General features: G+C 64.1%; 17 protein-coding genes. 16 read left to right on the top strand and 1 reads right to left on the bottom strand.

The window, feature by feature from the left end:
- From secY to VIG90_RS12570, 11 genes are all read left to right on the top strand, one after another.
- The coding region (gene secY, locus VIG90_RS12620) for a preprotein translocase subunit SecY (protein ID WP_331593876.1) at nt 1–1,336 on the top strand (1,336 nt) is incomplete at its 5' end.
- Nucleotides 1,337–1,990, top strand: coding sequence for an adenylate kinase (locus tag VIG90_RS12615; RefSeq protein ID WP_331593875.1), 654 nt, complete (start codon nt 1,337–1,339; stop codon nt 1,988–1,990).
- A 132-nt stretch (nt 1,991–2,122) separates the two neighbouring features.
- Nucleotides 2,123–2,491: a 30S ribosomal protein S13 gene (gene rpsM / locus VIG90_RS12610; protein ID WP_331593874.1), complete on the top strand. Its 369-nt coding sequence runs from the start codon at nt 2,123–2,125 to the stop codon at nt 2,489–2,491.
- Between the two features lie 23 nt (nt 2,492–2,514).
- Nucleotides 2,515–2,904 (top strand): 30S ribosomal protein S11, encoded by a 390-nt coding sequence (gene rpsK, locus VIG90_RS12605; protein WP_331593873.1) that lies wholly within the window; start codon nt 2,515–2,517, stop codon nt 2,902–2,904.
- Between the two features lie 82 nt (nt 2,905–2,986).
- Complete coding sequence (locus tag VIG90_RS12600; protein ID WP_331593872.1) at nt 2,987–4,003, top strand: DNA-directed RNA polymerase subunit alpha; 1,017 nt, start codon at nt 2,987–2,989, stop codon at nt 4,001–4,003.
- A gap of 190 nt (nt 4,004–4,193) precedes the next feature.
- Nucleotides 4,194–4,619, top strand: a complete 426-nt coding sequence (gene rplQ / locus VIG90_RS12595) for a 50S ribosomal protein L17 (RefSeq protein ID WP_331593871.1) — start codon at nt 4,194–4,196, stop codon at nt 4,617–4,619.
- A 175-nt stretch (nt 4,620–4,794) separates the two neighbouring features.
- The gene (guaA, locus tag VIG90_RS12590; protein ID WP_331593870.1) at nt 4,795–6,357 is read left to right on the top strand and encodes a glutamine-hydrolyzing GMP synthase; all 1,563 of its coding nucleotides are present in this window, start codon (nt 4,795–4,797) and stop codon (nt 6,355–6,357) included.
- A 108-nt stretch (nt 6,358–6,465) separates the two neighbouring features.
- Nucleotides 6,466–6,909 (top strand): DUF488 domain-containing protein, encoded by a 444-nt coding sequence (locus VIG90_RS12585; protein WP_331593869.1) that lies wholly within the window; start codon nt 6,466–6,468, stop codon nt 6,907–6,909.
- Between the two features lie 81 nt (nt 6,910–6,990).
- Nucleotides 6,991–8,043, top strand: a complete 1,053-nt coding sequence (locus VIG90_RS12580; protein ID WP_331593868.1) for a PLP-dependent cysteine synthase family protein — start codon at nt 6,991–6,993, stop codon at nt 8,041–8,043.
- Nucleotides 8,044–8,094: 51 nt separating this feature from the next.
- Nucleotides 8,095–8,514, top strand: coding sequence for a DUF2267 domain-containing protein (locus tag VIG90_RS12575; RefSeq protein ID WP_331593867.1), 420 nt, complete (start codon nt 8,095–8,097; stop codon nt 8,512–8,514).
- 135 nt (nt 8,515–8,649) lie between these two features.
- Entirely contained in the window at nt 8,650–9,288 is a 639-nt protein-coding gene (locus VIG90_RS12570) for a TetR/AcrR family transcriptional regulator (protein WP_331593866.1), read from the top strand.
- Nucleotides 9,289–9,300: 12 nt separating this feature from the next.
- Here the strand turns inward: VIG90_RS12570 and VIG90_RS12565 are convergent, their stop codons facing one another.
- The gene (locus VIG90_RS12565; RefSeq protein ID WP_331593865.1) at nt 9,301–10,050 is read right to left on the bottom strand and encodes an SDR family oxidoreductase; all 750 of its coding nucleotides are present in this window, start codon (nt 10,048–10,050) and stop codon (nt 9,301–9,303) included.
- A 117-nt stretch (nt 10,051–10,167) separates the two neighbouring features.
- Here VIG90_RS12565 and VIG90_RS12560 point away from each other — a divergent pair, with 117 nt between their 5' ends.
- From VIG90_RS12560 to VIG90_RS12540, 5 genes are all read left to right on the top strand, one after another.
- Entirely contained in the window at nt 10,168–11,466 is a 1,299-nt protein-coding gene (locus VIG90_RS12560; protein WP_331593864.1) for an amidohydrolase family protein, read from the top strand.
- A gap of 93 nt (nt 11,467–11,559) precedes the next feature.
- The gene (gene panB, locus VIG90_RS12555; protein WP_331593863.1) at nt 11,560–12,438 is read left to right on the top strand and encodes a 3-methyl-2-oxobutanoate hydroxymethyltransferase; all 879 of its coding nucleotides are present in this window, start codon (nt 11,560–11,562) and stop codon (nt 12,436–12,438) included.
- A 50-nt stretch (nt 12,439–12,488) separates the two neighbouring features.
- Complete coding sequence (locus VIG90_RS12550; protein WP_331593862.1) at nt 12,489–13,319, top strand: tetratricopeptide repeat protein; 831 nt, start codon at nt 12,489–12,491, stop codon at nt 13,317–13,319.
- Complete coding sequence (locus tag VIG90_RS12545) at nt 13,319–14,635, top strand: PQQ-binding-like beta-propeller repeat protein (protein ID WP_331593861.1); 1,317 nt, start codon at nt 13,319–13,321, stop codon at nt 14,633–14,635. Before VIG90_RS12550 ends, VIG90_RS12545 begins: the two co-directional genes overlap by 1 nt.
- A gap of 46 nt (nt 14,636–14,681) precedes the next feature.
- A partial coding sequence (locus VIG90_RS12540; RefSeq protein WP_331593860.1) for a GTPase occupies nt 14,682–15,307 on the top strand: 626 nt, incomplete at its 3' end.

The raw sequence follows: 15,307 nt of genomic DNA, 5'->3' as shown, positions 1-15,307 counted from the left end.
AGCCGAGCAACTGGCGGCAAATATCAACTTTGGCGCCTTCTCGAAGGCGACTGAGCTGAAGCAGCGCATCTGGTTCACACTGGGTGCGCTGATCATCTTCCGGCTCTGCACGTTCGTGCCGCTGCCCGGAATCGATCCTGTGGCTCTAGAGCAGCTGTACCAGCAGCACGCAGGCGGCATGCTTGGCATGCTCAACCTGTTCTCTGGCGGCGCTCTGGAGCGCATGTCGATCATTGCGCTGAACATCATGCCGTACATCACGGCGTCGATCATCGTTCAGCTGCTCACCTCCCTGTCGCCCTCCATGGCGGCTTTGAAGAAGGAAGGCGAGAGCGGGCGCAAGAAGATTAACCAGTACACCCGTATCGGTACGGTGGCCCTGACGGCTGTGCAGGGTTACAGCATCGCGATCGGTCTCGAGAGCATGGGCGCAAGCCAAGGCATCTCGGCCGTGATCGATCCGGGCTGGTTCTTCCGGATTTCCACCGTCATCACTCTGATTGGCGGTACGCTGTTCCTGATGTGGCTGGGCGAGCAGATCACCAGCCGTGGCATCGGCAACGGTATTTCTCTCATCATCATGGCCGGTATCGTGGCGGCTCTGCCCGGTGCGATTGCCCAGCTGTTCGAGCTTGGCCGTACTGGCGCAATGTCTCCGTTCACCATCATTGCCATCTTCGTGATGGCCATTGTGGTGGTCTACGGGATCGTCTTCATGGAACGCGCCCAGCGCAGGATCTTGATTCAGTATCCGAAGCGCCAGGTGGGCAACAAGATGTTCCAGGGCGACACGTCGCACCTGCCGCTGAAGCTGAACACTGCGGGCGTCATCCCGCCGATCTTCGCCTCGTCGCTGCTCATGCTGCCGCTGACGCTGGCCCAGTTCGGTGCGGGCTCCAGCAACAGCTGGTTCCAGACCATCACGACCATGCTTGGTCACGGTCAGCCGCTGTACATGGCGCTGTATGCCGCCGGCATCATCTTCTTCTGCTTCTTCTACACCGCGGTTGTGTTCAACCCGGAGGAGACCGCAGACAACCTGAAGCGCTACGGTGGCTTTATTCCGGGCATCCGTCCGGGCCAACGGACCGCCGAATATCTTGACCATGTGCTGACCCGTATCACGGTTGTCGGCGCAGCGTACCTGACCATCATCTGTCTGTTGCCGGAATGGCTGATCGCCGAGATGGGCGTCGGCTTCTACTTCGGCGGCACCAGCTTGCTCATTGTCGTCAACGTGACGATGGATACGGTTGCGCAAGTTCACGGCCATATGCTCGCCCATCAGTACGAAGGGCTGATCAAGAAGGCCAAGCTGCGCGGGGGGCGTAAGTAAGTGAACATCATCCTTCTTGGGCCGCCGGGTGCCGGCAAGGGCACTCAGGCTCAGCGCCTTCAGGCTGAGCGTGGCATGGTTCAGCTCTCGACCGGCGACATGCTGCGCGCAGCAGTCGCCGCCGGGACGCCGGTCGGGCTGCAGGCCAAGGCCGTGATGGACGCCGGGCAACTGGTGTCGGACGATATCATCGTCGCGCTGATCGCCGACCGGCTGGAGCAGCCGGACACCAAGGCAGGCGTGATTTTTGACGGTTTCCCGCGCACGACTGCGCAGGCGGATGCCCTGGATGCCATGCTGGCAACCAAGGGTCTGACGCTCGCGCACGTCATCGAGCTGGCGGTGGACGAGGATGCGCTGGTTGAGCGCGTCACCGGCCGCTTCTCCTGCTCCAAGTGCGGCGCGGGCTACCACGACAAGTTCAAGCAGCCGGTGACTCCGGGCGTCTGCGATTCGTGCGCATCGACCGAGTTCAAGCGGCGGCCTGACGATAACGAAGAGACGGTACGCAAGCGTATGGCTGAGTACCGTGAGAAGACTGCTCCGATCTCGAACTACTATCGGGAGAAGGGCCTTCTGCGTGAGATCGACGGGATGGCGGACATAGACGATGTCTATTCCGAGATCGTAACGATCTTGAATGGTAAGAACTGAATCGATTCCGTGATTGACGGGGGCTGGTGCCTTCCTATAATCCCCGCCTTCCCGAATCGGCTTGACAAAAACTTAACGCGTGCCCAACGCGGGTGATGGCCCCGCAGACGGGGTTGAACGAGGAGATCAAACGTGGCGCGTATTGCAGGTGTCAACATTCCGACCAACAAGCGGGTCGAGATCGCGTTGACCTACATCCACGGCATTGGCCCTGCAAAGGCCAAGGAGATCTGCGAGAAGATGAAGTTTCCGCGGGAGCGCCGCGTGAACGAGTTGTCCGACTCGGAAATTCTCCAGATCCGTGAAATTATCGATGCTGGCTACACGGTGGAAGGTGACCTTCGCCGCCAAGTCGCAATGAACATCAAGCGTCTGATGGACCTGGCTTGCTACCGTGGTCTGCGTCACCGTAAGGGCCTGCCGGTCCGCGGTCAGCGCACTCACACGAATGCCCGCACCCGCAAGGGTAAGGCGAAGCCGATCGCCGGCAAGAAGAAGTAAGCTGGCCGTAAAGGATTTATAGAATGGCACGTGATACCACCCGCGTTAAGCGCCGCGAGCGGAAGAACATCACCAACGGCGTCGCACATGTGAACGCCTCCTTCAACAACACCATGATCACGATCACCGATGCCCAGGGCAACGCGATCGCATGGTCGTCCTCGGGCATGATGGGCTTCAAGGGTTCGCGCAAGTCGACCCCGTATGCCGCTCAGGTTGCCGCCGAAGACGCAGGCCGCAAGGCCCAGGAGCACGGCGTTCGGGTTCTGGACGTCATGGTGCGTGGTCCGGGTTCGGGCCGCGAATCGGCTCTGCGCGCGCTTCAGGCCGTTGGTTTCACCATCACTTCGATCCGCGACGTGACGCCGATTCCGCACAACGGCTGCCGTCCGCCGAAGCGCCGCCGCGTCTAATCCGCGGCGACTGTTGAGCTTGCAGGGAGCGGCCGGCGATGGCGTCGGCCGCTTGAGATATTAAGAGCTAAGGGGTGCACCCGTGATCGCAAAGAACTGGCAGGAGCTGAAGAAGCCCAACAAGCTCGAAGTCAAAGAAGCTGTCGATGCGGCTCGCAAGGTGACCTTCGTTGCCGAACCGCTCGAGCGTGGCTTCGGTCTGACTCTCGGCAATTCGCTTCGTCGGGTGCTGCTGTCGTCGCTCCAGGGCGCTGCTGTAACGGCGCTCCGTATTGACGGCGTTCTGCACGAGTTCTCCTCCATCCCCGGCGTTCGCGAAGACGTGACGGACATCGTCCTGAACGTGAAACAGCTTGCCGTTAAGGTTCAGCAGGAAGGCACCAAGCGCCTGCACCTGACTGCAACCGGCCCGGGCGAGGTCAAGGCTGGCCAGATCACGGCGGTCGCCAACGTCGAGATCATGAACCCGGATCTGGTGATCTGCACGCTGGACCAGGGCGCGACGCTCAACATGGAACTGACGGTGGAAACCGGCAAGGGCTATGTCCCGGCCGCCGCCAACCGTCCGGTTGACGCGCCGATCGGCCTCATTCCGATCGATGCCCTGTACTCGCCGGTGCGCCAGGTGGCGTACAAGGTCGAGAACACCCGCGTCGGCCAGGAACTGGACTACGACAAGCTCACCATGACCGTTGAAACCGACGGCACGGTGACTCCGGAAGATGCAGTGGCCTATGCCGCCCGTATCCTTCAGGACCAGCTGCAGCTCTTCATCAACTTCGAAGAGCCGAAGGCTGTTGCCGCGAAGCCGGAAGAAGAGAAGCCGACTCTCAACAAGTACCTCCTCAAGAAGGTGGACGAGCTGGAGCTGTCGGTCCGTTCGGCCAACTGCCTCAAGAACGACAACATCATCTACATCGGCGATCTGGTCCAGAAGACCGAAGCCGAGATGCTGCGCACGCCGAACTTCGGCCGCAAGTCGCTCAACGAGATCAAGGAAGTCCTTGCCAGCATGGGCCTGCGCCTCGGCATGGAAATCCCTGGCTGGCCGCCGGAGAACATCGAAGATCTCGCCAAGAAGCTGGAACAGGAATACTGATCCAGCTGGACGCGGAAGCCCTGAAGGGCTAAGGCGTCGGGCAGCAGATACAGGGACGGCCGGCATGCCAGCCTCAGGTTGGAGCCGGCCTTTCCGCAAGCGGGGCACATGAAACAAGAAATGGGCCTGATCCCGCCAGGCCTGGTCCGGGGTACCTCACACGGCCCCGCGAACAAACGGAGAGAGACCAATGCGTCATGGCGTTGCTGGCCGTAAGCTCGGCCGTACTTCCAGCCACCGCGCTGCTATGTTCAAGAACATGGCTGCTGCCCTGATCAAGCACGAGCAGATCACCACCACCCTGGCGAAGGCACGCGAACTGCGTCCGTACGTTGAGAAACTGGTGACCCTGGCAAAGCACGGTGGCCTCGCCAACCGTCGTCTCGCCATTGCCCGTCTGGCCGACCTGAAGCAGGTCGAGAAGCTGTTCGACGTGCTGGGCCCGCGCTACGCAGAGCGTAACGGTGGTTACATCCGCGTTCTGAAGGCCGGCCTGCGCGCTTCCGACGCCGCTCCGATGGCAATCATCGAGTTCGTCGATCGCGACGTCTCGGCGAAGGGCCAGGACAGCGGCCCGACCGCTGAGCAGGACGCCGAGCTGGAAGCTGCTGAATAAGCGCTTTCAAGCACGAGCCGATTTCGGGAATGGGGCGGTCCTTCGGGGCCGCCCTTTTCTTTTGGCGCGATGTTCTCCGCCCAGCGGCTTTTATGGCCGGCTTGGGGAGGCCTGCTTCAAAGTAACGCCTGCCATGCGTTCGGGCGCACTGGACTTGGGGCACGAGCGCCGCTAAATGCCCGTCATGCAGCCCAATGAAACCATTCTCATCCTCGATTTCGGCAGCCAGGTGACGCAGCTGATTGCGCGTCGCGTGCGCGAGGCCGGGGTCTATTCCGAAGTCGTTCCCTTCCATCAGGGGGAGGCCGCTCTGGCCCGCCTGAAGCCGAAGGGAATCATCCTCTCCGGCGGCCCCGCGTCGGTGACGGAAGTGTCCACCCCCCGCGCGCCGGAAGCGGTGTTCGCCTCGGGCCTGCCCATCATGGGCATCTGCTACGGCGAGCAAACCATCTGTGCCCAGCTGGGCGGGTCGGTCACGCCGTCCGACCACCGGGAGTTCGGCCGCGCGTTCATCGAGATCGTGGACGACTGCAGCCTGTTCAACGGCCTCTGGAAGAAGGGCGAGAAGCATCAGGTTTGGATGTCCCACGGTGACCGTGTGGACAGCCTGCCGGAAGGCTTCCGTGCGGTCGCCGTGACCGAGGGCGCGCCCTACGCCGCCATCGCCAACGACGAGAAGCGCATCTACGCGGTGCAGTTCCACCCGGAAGTGGCGCACACGCCGGACGGCGCGAAGCTGATCTGCAACTTCGTGCGGCACATTGCCGGGTGCGAGGGCACCTGGACCATGGCTTCCTTCCGCGAGACCAAGAAGGCCGAGATCCGCGAACAGGTCGGTTCGGGCAAGGTGATCTGCGGCCTGTCGGGCGGTGTCGACTCGGCGGTAGCTGCCGTTCTCATTCACGAAGCCATCGGCGACCAGCTGACCTGCGTGTTTGTGGATCACGGCCTGATGCGCTCGGGCGAGGCCGAGCAGGTCGTCAGCCTGTTCCGCGAGCACTACCATATTCCGCTGATCCACGTGAGCGCTGAGGACATGTTCCTTGGCGGTCTTGCGGGCGTGACCGATCCGGAAGCCAAGCGCAAGTTCATCGGCAAGGCGTTCATCGACGTGTTCGATGCAGAAGCCAAGAAGATCGAGGGCGCCGAGTTCCTCGCGCAGGGTACGCTGTACCCGGACGTGATCGAGAGCGTCTCCTTCACCGGCGGTCCGTCCGTGACCATCAAGTCGCACCACAACGTGGGTGGCCTGCCAGACTTCATGAAGCTGAAGCTGGTCGAGCCGCTGCGCGAGTTGTTCAAGGACGAAGTGCGCGAGCTGGGCCGTGAGCTGGGCCTACCGGAGCAGTTTGTTGGCCGCCATCCGTTCCCGGGGCCGGGTCTTGCGATCCGCATTCCGGGCGAGGTGACCAAGGAGCGCTGCGATATCCTGCGCAAGGCGGACGCCATCTATCTTGAGGAAATCCGCAAGGCGGGCCTCTATGACGCCATCTGGCAGGCCTTTGCCGTGCTGCTGCCGGTCAAGACCGTGGGCGTGATGGGCGACAGCCGCACCTACGACAGCGTGTGCGCCCTGCGCGCCGTGACCTCGACCGACGGCATGACCGCCGACATCTACCCGTTCGATGCAGCGTTCCTGTCTCGGGTGGCGACCCGCATCGTCAACGAGGTGAAGGGCATCAACCGCGTGGTCTACGACTACACCTCGAAGCCGCCGGGAACGATCGAGTGGGAGTGAGGCTGATCCCTCACACCTGACAGCAGGTAAACCGTTGCAGGCGGCGTAAGCGGACAGCTTCGCCGCCTGTTGCGTTTCTAGCGGATAAGGCAGCACGGGGAAGATGCCATGAAGATCAGGGTTGCGACCATCGGGTTCACCCAGTCCAGCGCCGAGCATTTCTTCGGGCGCATCCGGGAGTCCGGAGTCGGCAAGGTGGTGGACGTGCGGCTGCACAACACCTCGCAACTGGCCGGGTTCGCCAAGGCGGACGATCTGGCCTACTTCCTGCGTGCGCTGTGCGATGTAGACTACGTGCATGAGCCGCTGTTGGCCCCGACCGAAGAGATTATGTCCGACTTCAGGAAGAAGAAGAACGACTGGCGGGTCTTCCGCGAGCGGTTTCTCGGTTTGATGGCCGAGCGGCAGATCGAGAAGAAGCTCAAGCCCGCGCTGTTCAACGGCTCCTGCCTGCTCTGCGCCGAGGCTAAGCCGCATCACTGCCACCGGCAGTTCGTGTGCGACTACCTGAACGACAAGTGGGGCGGCACGCTTGAGGTGAAGCACCTCTGACCAGGACAGGCGGCAATTTTGTTTCAGAAGCGTGGCTTGGCGGTATAAGCAGGGCGTATTGGATAGAGTTGAGGTGCTCCAATGACGTCCCGCGCGTGGCTGCAAGAGGCAATCCGCAAGATTGAGGCGGATTACAACCGCTCTGCCGACACTCATCTGATCCGGATGCCGCTGCCGAACCACCCCGGCATTACGCTGTACCTGAAAGACGAAAGCTCTCACCCGACCGGCAGCCTCAAGCACCGGCTGGCGCGCTCCCTGTTCCTGTATGCGCTGTGCAACGAGTGGATCGGGCCGGACACCTGCGTGATCGAAGCGTCTTCGGGCTCGACGGCGGTCTCGGAAGCCTACTTCGCCCGCATGCTGGGCCTGCGCTTCATTGCGGTGGTGCCGGCTTCCACCGCCGAGCCCAAGCTGGACGCGATCCGGTTTCAAGGCGGGGAGATCCACACAGTGGACGACCCGCGCACGGTCTATGACGTCGCCCAGCGGCTGGCGGCGGAGACGGGCGGGCATTACATCGACCAGTTCACCTATGCCGAGCGCGCAACCGACTGGCGCGGCAACAACAACATCGCCGAGAGCATCTTTGCTCAGATGGCGCAGGAAGAGCACCCCATTCCCGCCTGGGTGGTGAGCGGCGCGGGCACGGGCGGCACCTCGGCCACCATCGGCCGGTTCATCCGCTATCGCCGCCATGCCACCCGCCTGTGCGTGGCGGACCCGGTTCACTCCGTCTTCCATCGCCACTATGCCGACCCTGACGTCACGCTGCTGCCGGAAGGCTGCTGCTCGTGCATCGAGGGCATAGGGCGGCCGCGCGTGGAGCCTAGCTTCGTGCGCGGTGTCATCGACCGGATGATGGCGGTGGAGGATGCCGAAAGCATCGGCGCGATGCGGGCGCTGTCAGACACACTGGGGCGGCGCGTGGGCGGCTCGACCGGTACCAACCTGTGGGCCTGCATGATCCTTGCCGACGAGATGTGCGCAAAGGGCGAGACCGGCAGCATCGTCACCCTGCTGTGCGATGGCGGCGAGCGCTACGCCACCACCTACTACGATGATGCATGGCTGACCCAGCGGGGCCTCGACTGGCAGAACGCGGCGGCGCAGGTAAGAGCGTTCCTCGGCTGAGTGGTGCGGTGCTATGGTCTCCCCAGCCAGACAGTGCGCAAGGGGGAGGTCATGACCATTCCGATGGAGCTTCAACACGCGGGGGACGCGTTTGAGGCGTTTCTGCGGGACGCGCGGGATGTCTCCGGCCTCGCCACCCGCAACCCCACCTATACGATGGTGCAGGGCGTCTTTCAGGTCTTCCGGCGTCGGCTGAGCCTGAAGGATGCCATCCGCTTTGCCGCTGTGCTGCCACCCCTGTTGCGGGCGATCTTCATTGATGACTGGGATGTGGAGGAGCCGCAGCGCCCCTTCGGCTCCCGCGCAGAGATGACGCGGGAGGCTCAAGCCCTGCGCCGGGATCACAACCTCGCGCCGGAGACCTGCATCCGCGATGTGGCGGAGGCGCTGCGCCGCCACGTGGATGCGAGGCGGTTCGACCGGGTGCTTGCCACGCTGCCGGAAGGCGCGGCGGACTTCTGGCGGGTGTGAGCGGTGGCAAAGGACTTATCCACAAGATTTGTCCGCATATGGAACGCTCATTGTGGTAATGCCGGACGCTCATTGTTAATTCCGGAGTGAACGATCCCGAATTTACGGGGCGTTCCGAATTACAGAGTGAGCGTTATGGAAATTGCTGAGGCGCCCGGAAAAGGCTCTTCCGGACGAGGTCCGGGGCGGCCGAGGGCGTTCAATCGCGCCGCCGCGCTGGCGATTGCGGCGGAGACCTTCTGGCAGCTGGGATATGAGGGCGCGTCCATCGCGGACCTGACCGAGGCGATGGGGATATCCCCGCAGAGCCTTTATGCCGCCTTCCAGTCAAAGGCCCGGCTTTATGCCGAAGCGCTGGACTGGTTCGAAACCGAGGTTGCGGGGTTCCTCTGCGCCGCGCTGGCGCGGGAAGCGGACGTTCTGGATGCCTTCGAGCGGATGTTTCTGGAGGCCGCGCAGGCCTACACCAGGCCCGGCCGGCCCAAGGGGTGCATGGTGGCAACGGCGCTGACCGGCTGCGCGGTGGAGAGCGTGGAGGTGGCGCGCCACGTGGCAACCCTGCGCCACGAGCGGGTGAGGCTGTTCGAGGCGCGGATCGCGCGCGGCGTGGCGGAGGGGCAGTTGCGCCCGGAGACGTACGCCGCCGGGCTGGCGCAGTATGTGACGGCCGTGCTGCAGGGCATGGCGGTGCAGGCCCGGGATGGCGCCACCCTGCCGGACCTGCTGGTGCTGGGCCAACTGGCGATGGCGGCGCTCATCCGTCACAAGGCGTAAGGCGGCAGCCCCTCAGAAGTGCGACAGGTATCCGCCGTCCACCGGCAGCAGGTGGCCGGTGATGTAGGACGCGGCGGGCGAGGCGAGGAAGACGACCGCGCCCGCGATTTCCCTTGGCTCTCCCCAGCGGCCGAGGGACGTGCGCTTGCCGAGCCAGGCGTTGAGGGTTTCATCGGCCACCATCTCGGCGTTGGCTTCGGTGGCGAAGAAACCGGGGGCGACGGCGTTGACGGTGATGCCCCGCTCGCCGAGTTCGGCGGCCAGCGCCTTGGTCAGCCCGGCGAGCCCGCCCTTGGCGGCGGTGTAGGCGGCGTCGCCCGACCGGGCGATCATGCCCGCAATCGAGGTGATGTTGATGATGCGCCCGCCCGGCTGCATGTGCCGGGCCACAAGGCGGGAGAGGTGGAGAGGGGCGATCAGATCGACGTTGATGAGCCCCTGAACGTCGGTGAGGGGCAAGTCTTCCAGCTTCCCGCGAGCGCGGACGCCCGCGTTGTTCACCAGAATCCCGACCGGGCCATGGGCGGCGAGGAGGCTTTCCACGGAAGCCTCGAAGCCGTTCAGATCAGCCAGATCCATGCACCATGGATGAACCCGCTCGCCCGAAGGATCGAGCGCGGCGGCGGCGGCTTCCAGCGCCGCCCGGTCCCGCCCGTGCAGGATGACCCGCGCGCCTGCCTGATAAAGCCCGCGCGCCATCTCGAAGCCCAGACCCCGGCTTGCGCCGGTGACGAGGGCCAGCTTGTCTTGCAAATCGAACATCATGAGCGTGCCTTAGCATATCAGAGCAGGAAGGAAGGTGGCATTCAACTAAAGCAGCTTTACTCGTGCGTTAGTGCTAGGCTGTGTTGCGTGGGGTGCCAGAGAGGGGCGGCAAGAGTGAAGTTCAAAGGATTAAGCACTGTACGGCAGGCGGTGCTGACGGCCGCACTGCTGCCGTTCGGTATGGCAAGCTCATGGGCCAGTCATCCTTCAATTGTGAACGAGGCGTTTACAGGATGTATCATCTACCATGATGCCGATCTTCCGCCGATCAGAGGCGGGACGCTGGTCGTTAAGAATGGCGAGATTGCCGCGATGGGACCGGATGCCGCGGTGCAGGTTCCCGAGGGCCTGACCGTCACCCCGTGCGAGGGCGCGGCCATCCTGTCCGGCTTCTGGAATTCTCATATCCATTTGATGGACCCGCACCTGGCAAATGTGCCCGAGCAGATTAACGAAGATTTTTATTGGGAATCGCAACTGGACGAAATGTTTGTCCGCTATGGTTTCGTGGCTTTGATCGATACCGGTTCGGACCCCCGCAGTACCGTGCCGATTCAAAAAGCGCTCAAGGCACAGGCCTTCACGGGGCCCGCCATATTGAGCGCATACGTGCCGTTTGTGCCGCCCAACGGCACGCCATTTTACGCTAAGGACGTCAAGTTCGTTGAACTCGAGGGTGCCATGGAAGGGCGAGTGGCTGCCGGCGCATGGATAGAACTTGGGGCTAATGTTCTTAAGTTAATGACCGTCTCGCTGACCGAAGAGAAGCCATACCCGGCCATGCCACTCGAGACGATACAGGCCGTTACTAGCAAGGCTCATTCACTTGACAAGCTGGTGTTGGCACATCCCACCAATCGGGAGGGTGTTGAGTTGGCTTTGGAGGGCGGCGTGGATGTATTACTGCATACTGCGCCCATCGGCGGGCCATGGGATGACGCGCTGGTAAAGCGCATGGTGGCGGCGAATATGGCGCTGGTGCCGACTTTAGCACTGTGGGACTACGAAGCCGCCAAGACCGGCGACGACGCAATGGCCAAGCACTTCCGTGAGGTCAGCGCCCAACAGGTGCGGTCCTTCGCCAAGGCGGGCGGGCGCATCCTGTTCGGCACGGATGCGGGTTATATGCCCGAATATGATCCTACAAACGAGTATCTGGCCATGCAGGCGGCAGGCCTCAGCTTCCAGCAGATTCTTGCCTCTCTCACCAAAAACCCAGCGATGACGTTTAAGGGGCCTTACAAAGTTCCAAGGGACTGGGAGCTAACCTGGTGGATTGAAGGTGTGCTTCGGGTTGGCGATATTGCGACCTTTCTGATGGTGGACGGCGACCCGGCGGAGGACATCCGCAGGCTGGCGCAGGTGCGCTACACCTTCATTAACGGGCAGCAAGTTTACGCCCGCCAGCCTTGAGGTGAACGGCCTACAGACGCTAAGGGTGTGGCCCCGATCGGCCGAGTGGGGTATCGCTACCCGTCGGCCGTAAGCGGACAACGGGAGTAAAGCATGTCCACGACCTACACCCTCGATACCTCGACCTCGCGCGCCAACCCGACGCCGGCGCCGATGCGGCGGCTGTCGGTGCCGGCGATCGCCGCGCGCAAGGGCAAGGAGCCGGTGGTGATGCTGACCGCCTACACGGCGCGGTATGCCCAGCTTTTCGACCCGCATTGCGACATGCTGCTGGTGGGCGACAGCCTTGGACAGGTGATCTACGGACTGCCCTCCACCGTGCCGGTGACGCTGGAGATGATGATCAACCACGGCGCGGCGGTGGTGCGCGGCTCGTATCATTCGGTGGTCATCATCGACCTGCCGTTCGGCAGCTACGAGGCGAGCCCGGAGCAGGCGTTCGCGACGGCGGCGCGCGTGCTGAAGGAAACCGGCGCGGCGGGCGTGAAGCTGGAAGGCGGCGAGGCCATGGCCCCGACCGTGCGGTTCCTCGTTGAGCGAGGCATTCCGGTGGTGGGCCACGTGGGCCTGACGCCGCAGGCGGTCAACGCGCTGGGCGGCTATGGCGCACGCGGCAAGTCTGAGGCCGAGCAGGCGAAGATTCTGCGCGATGCCAAGGCGATTTCGGATGCAGGCGCATTCTCGGTGGTGATCGAGGGCGTCGTCGAGCCGCTGGCGGTGGAGATCACCAACGCGATTTCGGCCGTGACGATTGGAATCGGCGCGAGCGCGGCGTGCGATGGGCAGGTGCTGGTGGCGGAGGACATGCTGGGGCTATTCGACCGGGTGCCGCGCTTCGTTCGCCGCTTCCACAATCTGGCCGAGCAGATCGAAGGGGCCGCCAAAGCCTATGCGGAGGCCGTGCGCGACCGGTCGTTCCCCGGCGAAGACAACCTGTACCAGATCCCTGCTGAATCGCTTGCGCGAAAGTGACGAGCCGCTACTAATCTGCAACGGAATATTCTTGAGATCAGGGGACACGCGTGGCCAAGGACCAAACGGGCGATCAAGGCGAAGCCTTTCTGCGCGAGGTGGACGAAGACCTCCGCCGCGACCAGCTGGCGAACCTGTGGCGGCGCTATGGCCGCTGGATGCTCATTGCCATCGGCGCGTTCCTGATCGCGCTGGCTGCCTTTCTGTACTGGGCGGAGCAGCGCAAGGAAGCCGTCGATCAGCAGTCAGACCGGCTGGCCCGCGCGGTTCAGCTGCTGAACGCGGGCGAGACCGACAAGGCCCTGCCGGAGTTGCAGGCACTGGCCGGTGAAGGCACGGACGGCATCAAGGCACTGGCGCGCCTGGCCGAGGCCTCCCAGTTCGTGCGCGCCAACGAGACGGAAAAGGCGATCAGTGCCTATGAGGCGATTGCGGCGGACAACTCCCTCGCCGAGCCGTTCCGCCAGCTGGCCGGCTTCCGCGCCGTGCAGCTGCAGTACGACGCCCTGACGCCCGAGCAGGCCATCGAGAAGCTGAAGCCGCTGGCGCAGGACGGCACGCCCTGGTTCGGTCCGGCCGGTGAGCTGCTGGCCGTCGCCTACCTCGATTCCGGCCAGCCGCAGCTGGCCCGCGCCCTGTTCGAAGCCATTGCGGGCAATGCGGAGGTTTCGCCCTCCCTGCGCGCCCGGGCCTCGCAGATGACCTCCATGCTGCCGGAAACGGAAGCAGAGGCCGCCGCTGCTGCTGCCAAAGCGGCTGACGGCAAGGCCGCCGACGCCGAAACCGATGCCGCCGCGCAGACCGATGCGCCCGCCGCCGCTCCCGCAGCGCCCCCTGCTGCGCCGGCCGCCGACAAGACCGCCGAGCCGGAGTCCAATTGATGCAGTTCATTCGTACCACCGTTTCGCTTGTCGCCCTGGCGGCGCTGGCCGCTTGCAGCGGCGGCGGCAACAAGGACAAGAATCGCCTGCCGGGCGAGCGCATTCCCGTGCTGGCGTTCGAGCAGCAGCTGGAAACCGATCCGGCCATCGCCGACCTGAAGGTGACGCTGCCCGCACCGCTGGCCAACCCGAACTGGGCACAGCCGGGCGGCGCTCCGGCCAAGGCCATGCACCACCTCGCCCTGCCGGGCACGCTGAACAAGGCGTGGTCGGTTTCGGTGGGCAAGGGCACCAGCCGCACCGCCTATCTGCTGGCCGCGCCCATCGTGGCGGACGGCAAGCTGTTCACCATCGACACCGAGGCGACCGTGCAGGCGCTGGACGCCGACACCGGCCGCAAGCTGTGGAGCGTGACCCTGCCGCGCAAGGAGAGCAAGCGCCTCGCCTTCGGCGGCGGCGTTGCCTACGACAACGGCAAGCTGGTGGTGACTTCGGGCTATGGCTTCGTTGCGGCGCTGAACGCGCAGGACGGCGAGAAGCTGTGGCAGGTGGACCTGCAGTCTCCGTTCCGCGGCGCACCGACGTTCGTCGGCGGCCGGGCTTTCGTCGTGACCTTCGACAACCAGCTGTTCGCGCTCAATGCGGAGAACGGCGAGGTGCAGTGGGATGCCACCGGCATCGTCGAGAACGCCAGCATCCTCGGCACCGGCGCTCCGGCGGTTTCCGCCGACACGCTGGTGGTGGGCTACTCCTCGGGCGAGCTGACCGCGCTGCGCGTCGAGAACGGCCGCGTGACCTGGCAGGAGCTGCTGACCCGCACGGGCCGCACCACCGCCATCGGTTCGCTGCTGGACATCGACGCCTCCCCGGTCATCGATCGTGGCCGCGTGTTCGCCATCGGCAACGGCGGGCGCATGGTCTCGCTGGAACTGACCACCGGCCAGCGCATCTGGGAAGTCAACCTTGGCGGCGTGCAGACGCCGTGGGTGGCGGGCGACTTCGTCTATACCGTCACCAACGAGGGCGAGCTGGTCTGCCTGACCCGCGGCGAGGGCCGCGTGCGCTGGCTGACCCAGCTGCAGCGCTACACGGACGTGGAGGACCAGAAGGGTCTGGTGACCTGGAACGGCCCCGTTCTGGCGGGCGACCGGCTGATTCTCACCTCGTCCAACGGCTTCGTCGCGACAGCTTCCCCCTATACGGGCGAGCTGATCTCGGTCGAGAAACTGGGTGAGGGCAGCTACCTGCCGCCGGTGGTTGCGAACAATAACCTCTACATCATGACGAACGACGGGCGAATTACTGCGTTTCGCTGAATGGGCGTGATTGCTCTTGTGGCTGCGCCCGGTTAAGCACAGGGCCATGCAAGAGCGTCACAAACCCACGATTGTCATCATTGGCCGCCCGAACGTCGGCAAGTCTACCCTGTTCAACCGACTGGTTGGCAAAAGGCTGGCGCTTGTCGATGACACGCCCGGCGTCACGCGCGACCGGCGCGAAGGCGACGGCTCGCTGTTCGACCTTGAGTTCACCATTGTCGATACGGCCGGGCTGGAAGAGGCGGAGGCGACTTCGCTGGCCGGGCGCATGCGCGCCCAGACCGAGGCCGCGCTCGACACCGCCGATCTGGCGCTGATGGTGATCGACGCCCGCGCCGGACTGACGCCGCTGGACCGGCACTTCGCCGACTGGCTGCGGGCGCAGGACAAGCCGGTGCTGCTTCTGGCCAACAAGGCTGAGAGCCGGATGGCCGAGGCGGGCTTCTATGAAGCCTTCGCGCTGGGTCTGGGCGAGCCCATCGCCATCTCCGCCGAGCACGGCGAGGGCATGGCGGACCTGTATCAGGCCATCGTCAAGCACGTGGGGTTGCCGCCCGAAGATGCGTTTGAGGAAGAGACGCAGGCCGAGCCGACGCCTGAGGAAGTGGCCGCCGCGCCGCTGAAGCTGGCGGTGGTAGGCCGCCCCAATGCGGGCAAATCTACCCTCAT

This window comes from Pedomonas sp. (assembly GCF_036515995.1).
Taxonomy (GTDB): domain Bacteria; phylum Pseudomonadota; class Alphaproteobacteria; order Sphingomonadales; family Sphingomonadaceae; genus Pedomonas.
The sequence above is the reverse complement of the archived record's forward strand: the minus strand, read 5'-3'. Positions and strand labels throughout refer to the sequence as shown.

Excerpts from the sequence above, each read along its gene's own strand:
- rpsK (WP_331593873.1), top strand. The coding sequence starts at position 2,515 with ATGGCACGTGATACCACCCGCGTTAAGCGCCGCGAGCGGAAGAACATC.
- rplQ (WP_331593871.1), top strand. The coding sequence starts at position 4,194 with ATGCGTCATGGCGTTGCTGGCCGTAAGCTCGGCCGTACTTCCAGCCAC.
- guaA (WP_331593870.1), top strand. The coding sequence starts at position 4,795 with ATGCCCGTCATGCAGCCCAATGAAACCATTCTCATCCTCGATTTCGGC.
- VIG90_RS12585 (WP_331593869.1), top strand. The coding sequence starts at position 6,466 with ATGAAGATCAGGGTTGCGACCATCGGGTTCACCCAGTCCAGCGCCGAG.
- VIG90_RS12580 (WP_331593868.1), top strand. The coding sequence starts at position 6,991 with ATGACGTCCCGCGCGTGGCTGCAAGAGGCAATCCGCAAGATTGAGGCG.
- VIG90_RS12575 (WP_331593867.1), top strand. The coding sequence starts at position 8,095 with ATGACCATTCCGATGGAGCTTCAACACGCGGGGGACGCGTTTGAGGCG.
- VIG90_RS12570 (WP_331593866.1), top strand. The coding sequence starts at position 8,650 with ATGGAAATTGCTGAGGCGCCCGGAAAAGGCTCTTCCGGACGAGGTCCG.
- VIG90_RS12565 (WP_331593865.1), bottom strand. The coding sequence starts at position 10,050 with ATGTTCGATTTGCAAGACAAGCTGGCCCTCGTCACCGGCGCAAGCCGG.
- panB (WP_331593863.1), top strand. The coding sequence starts at position 11,560 with ATGTCCACGACCTACACCCTCGATACCTCGACCTCGCGCGCCAACCCG.
- VIG90_RS12545 (WP_331593861.1), top strand. The coding sequence starts at position 13,319 with ATGCAGTTCATTCGTACCACCGTTTCGCTTGTCGCCCTGGCGGCGCTG.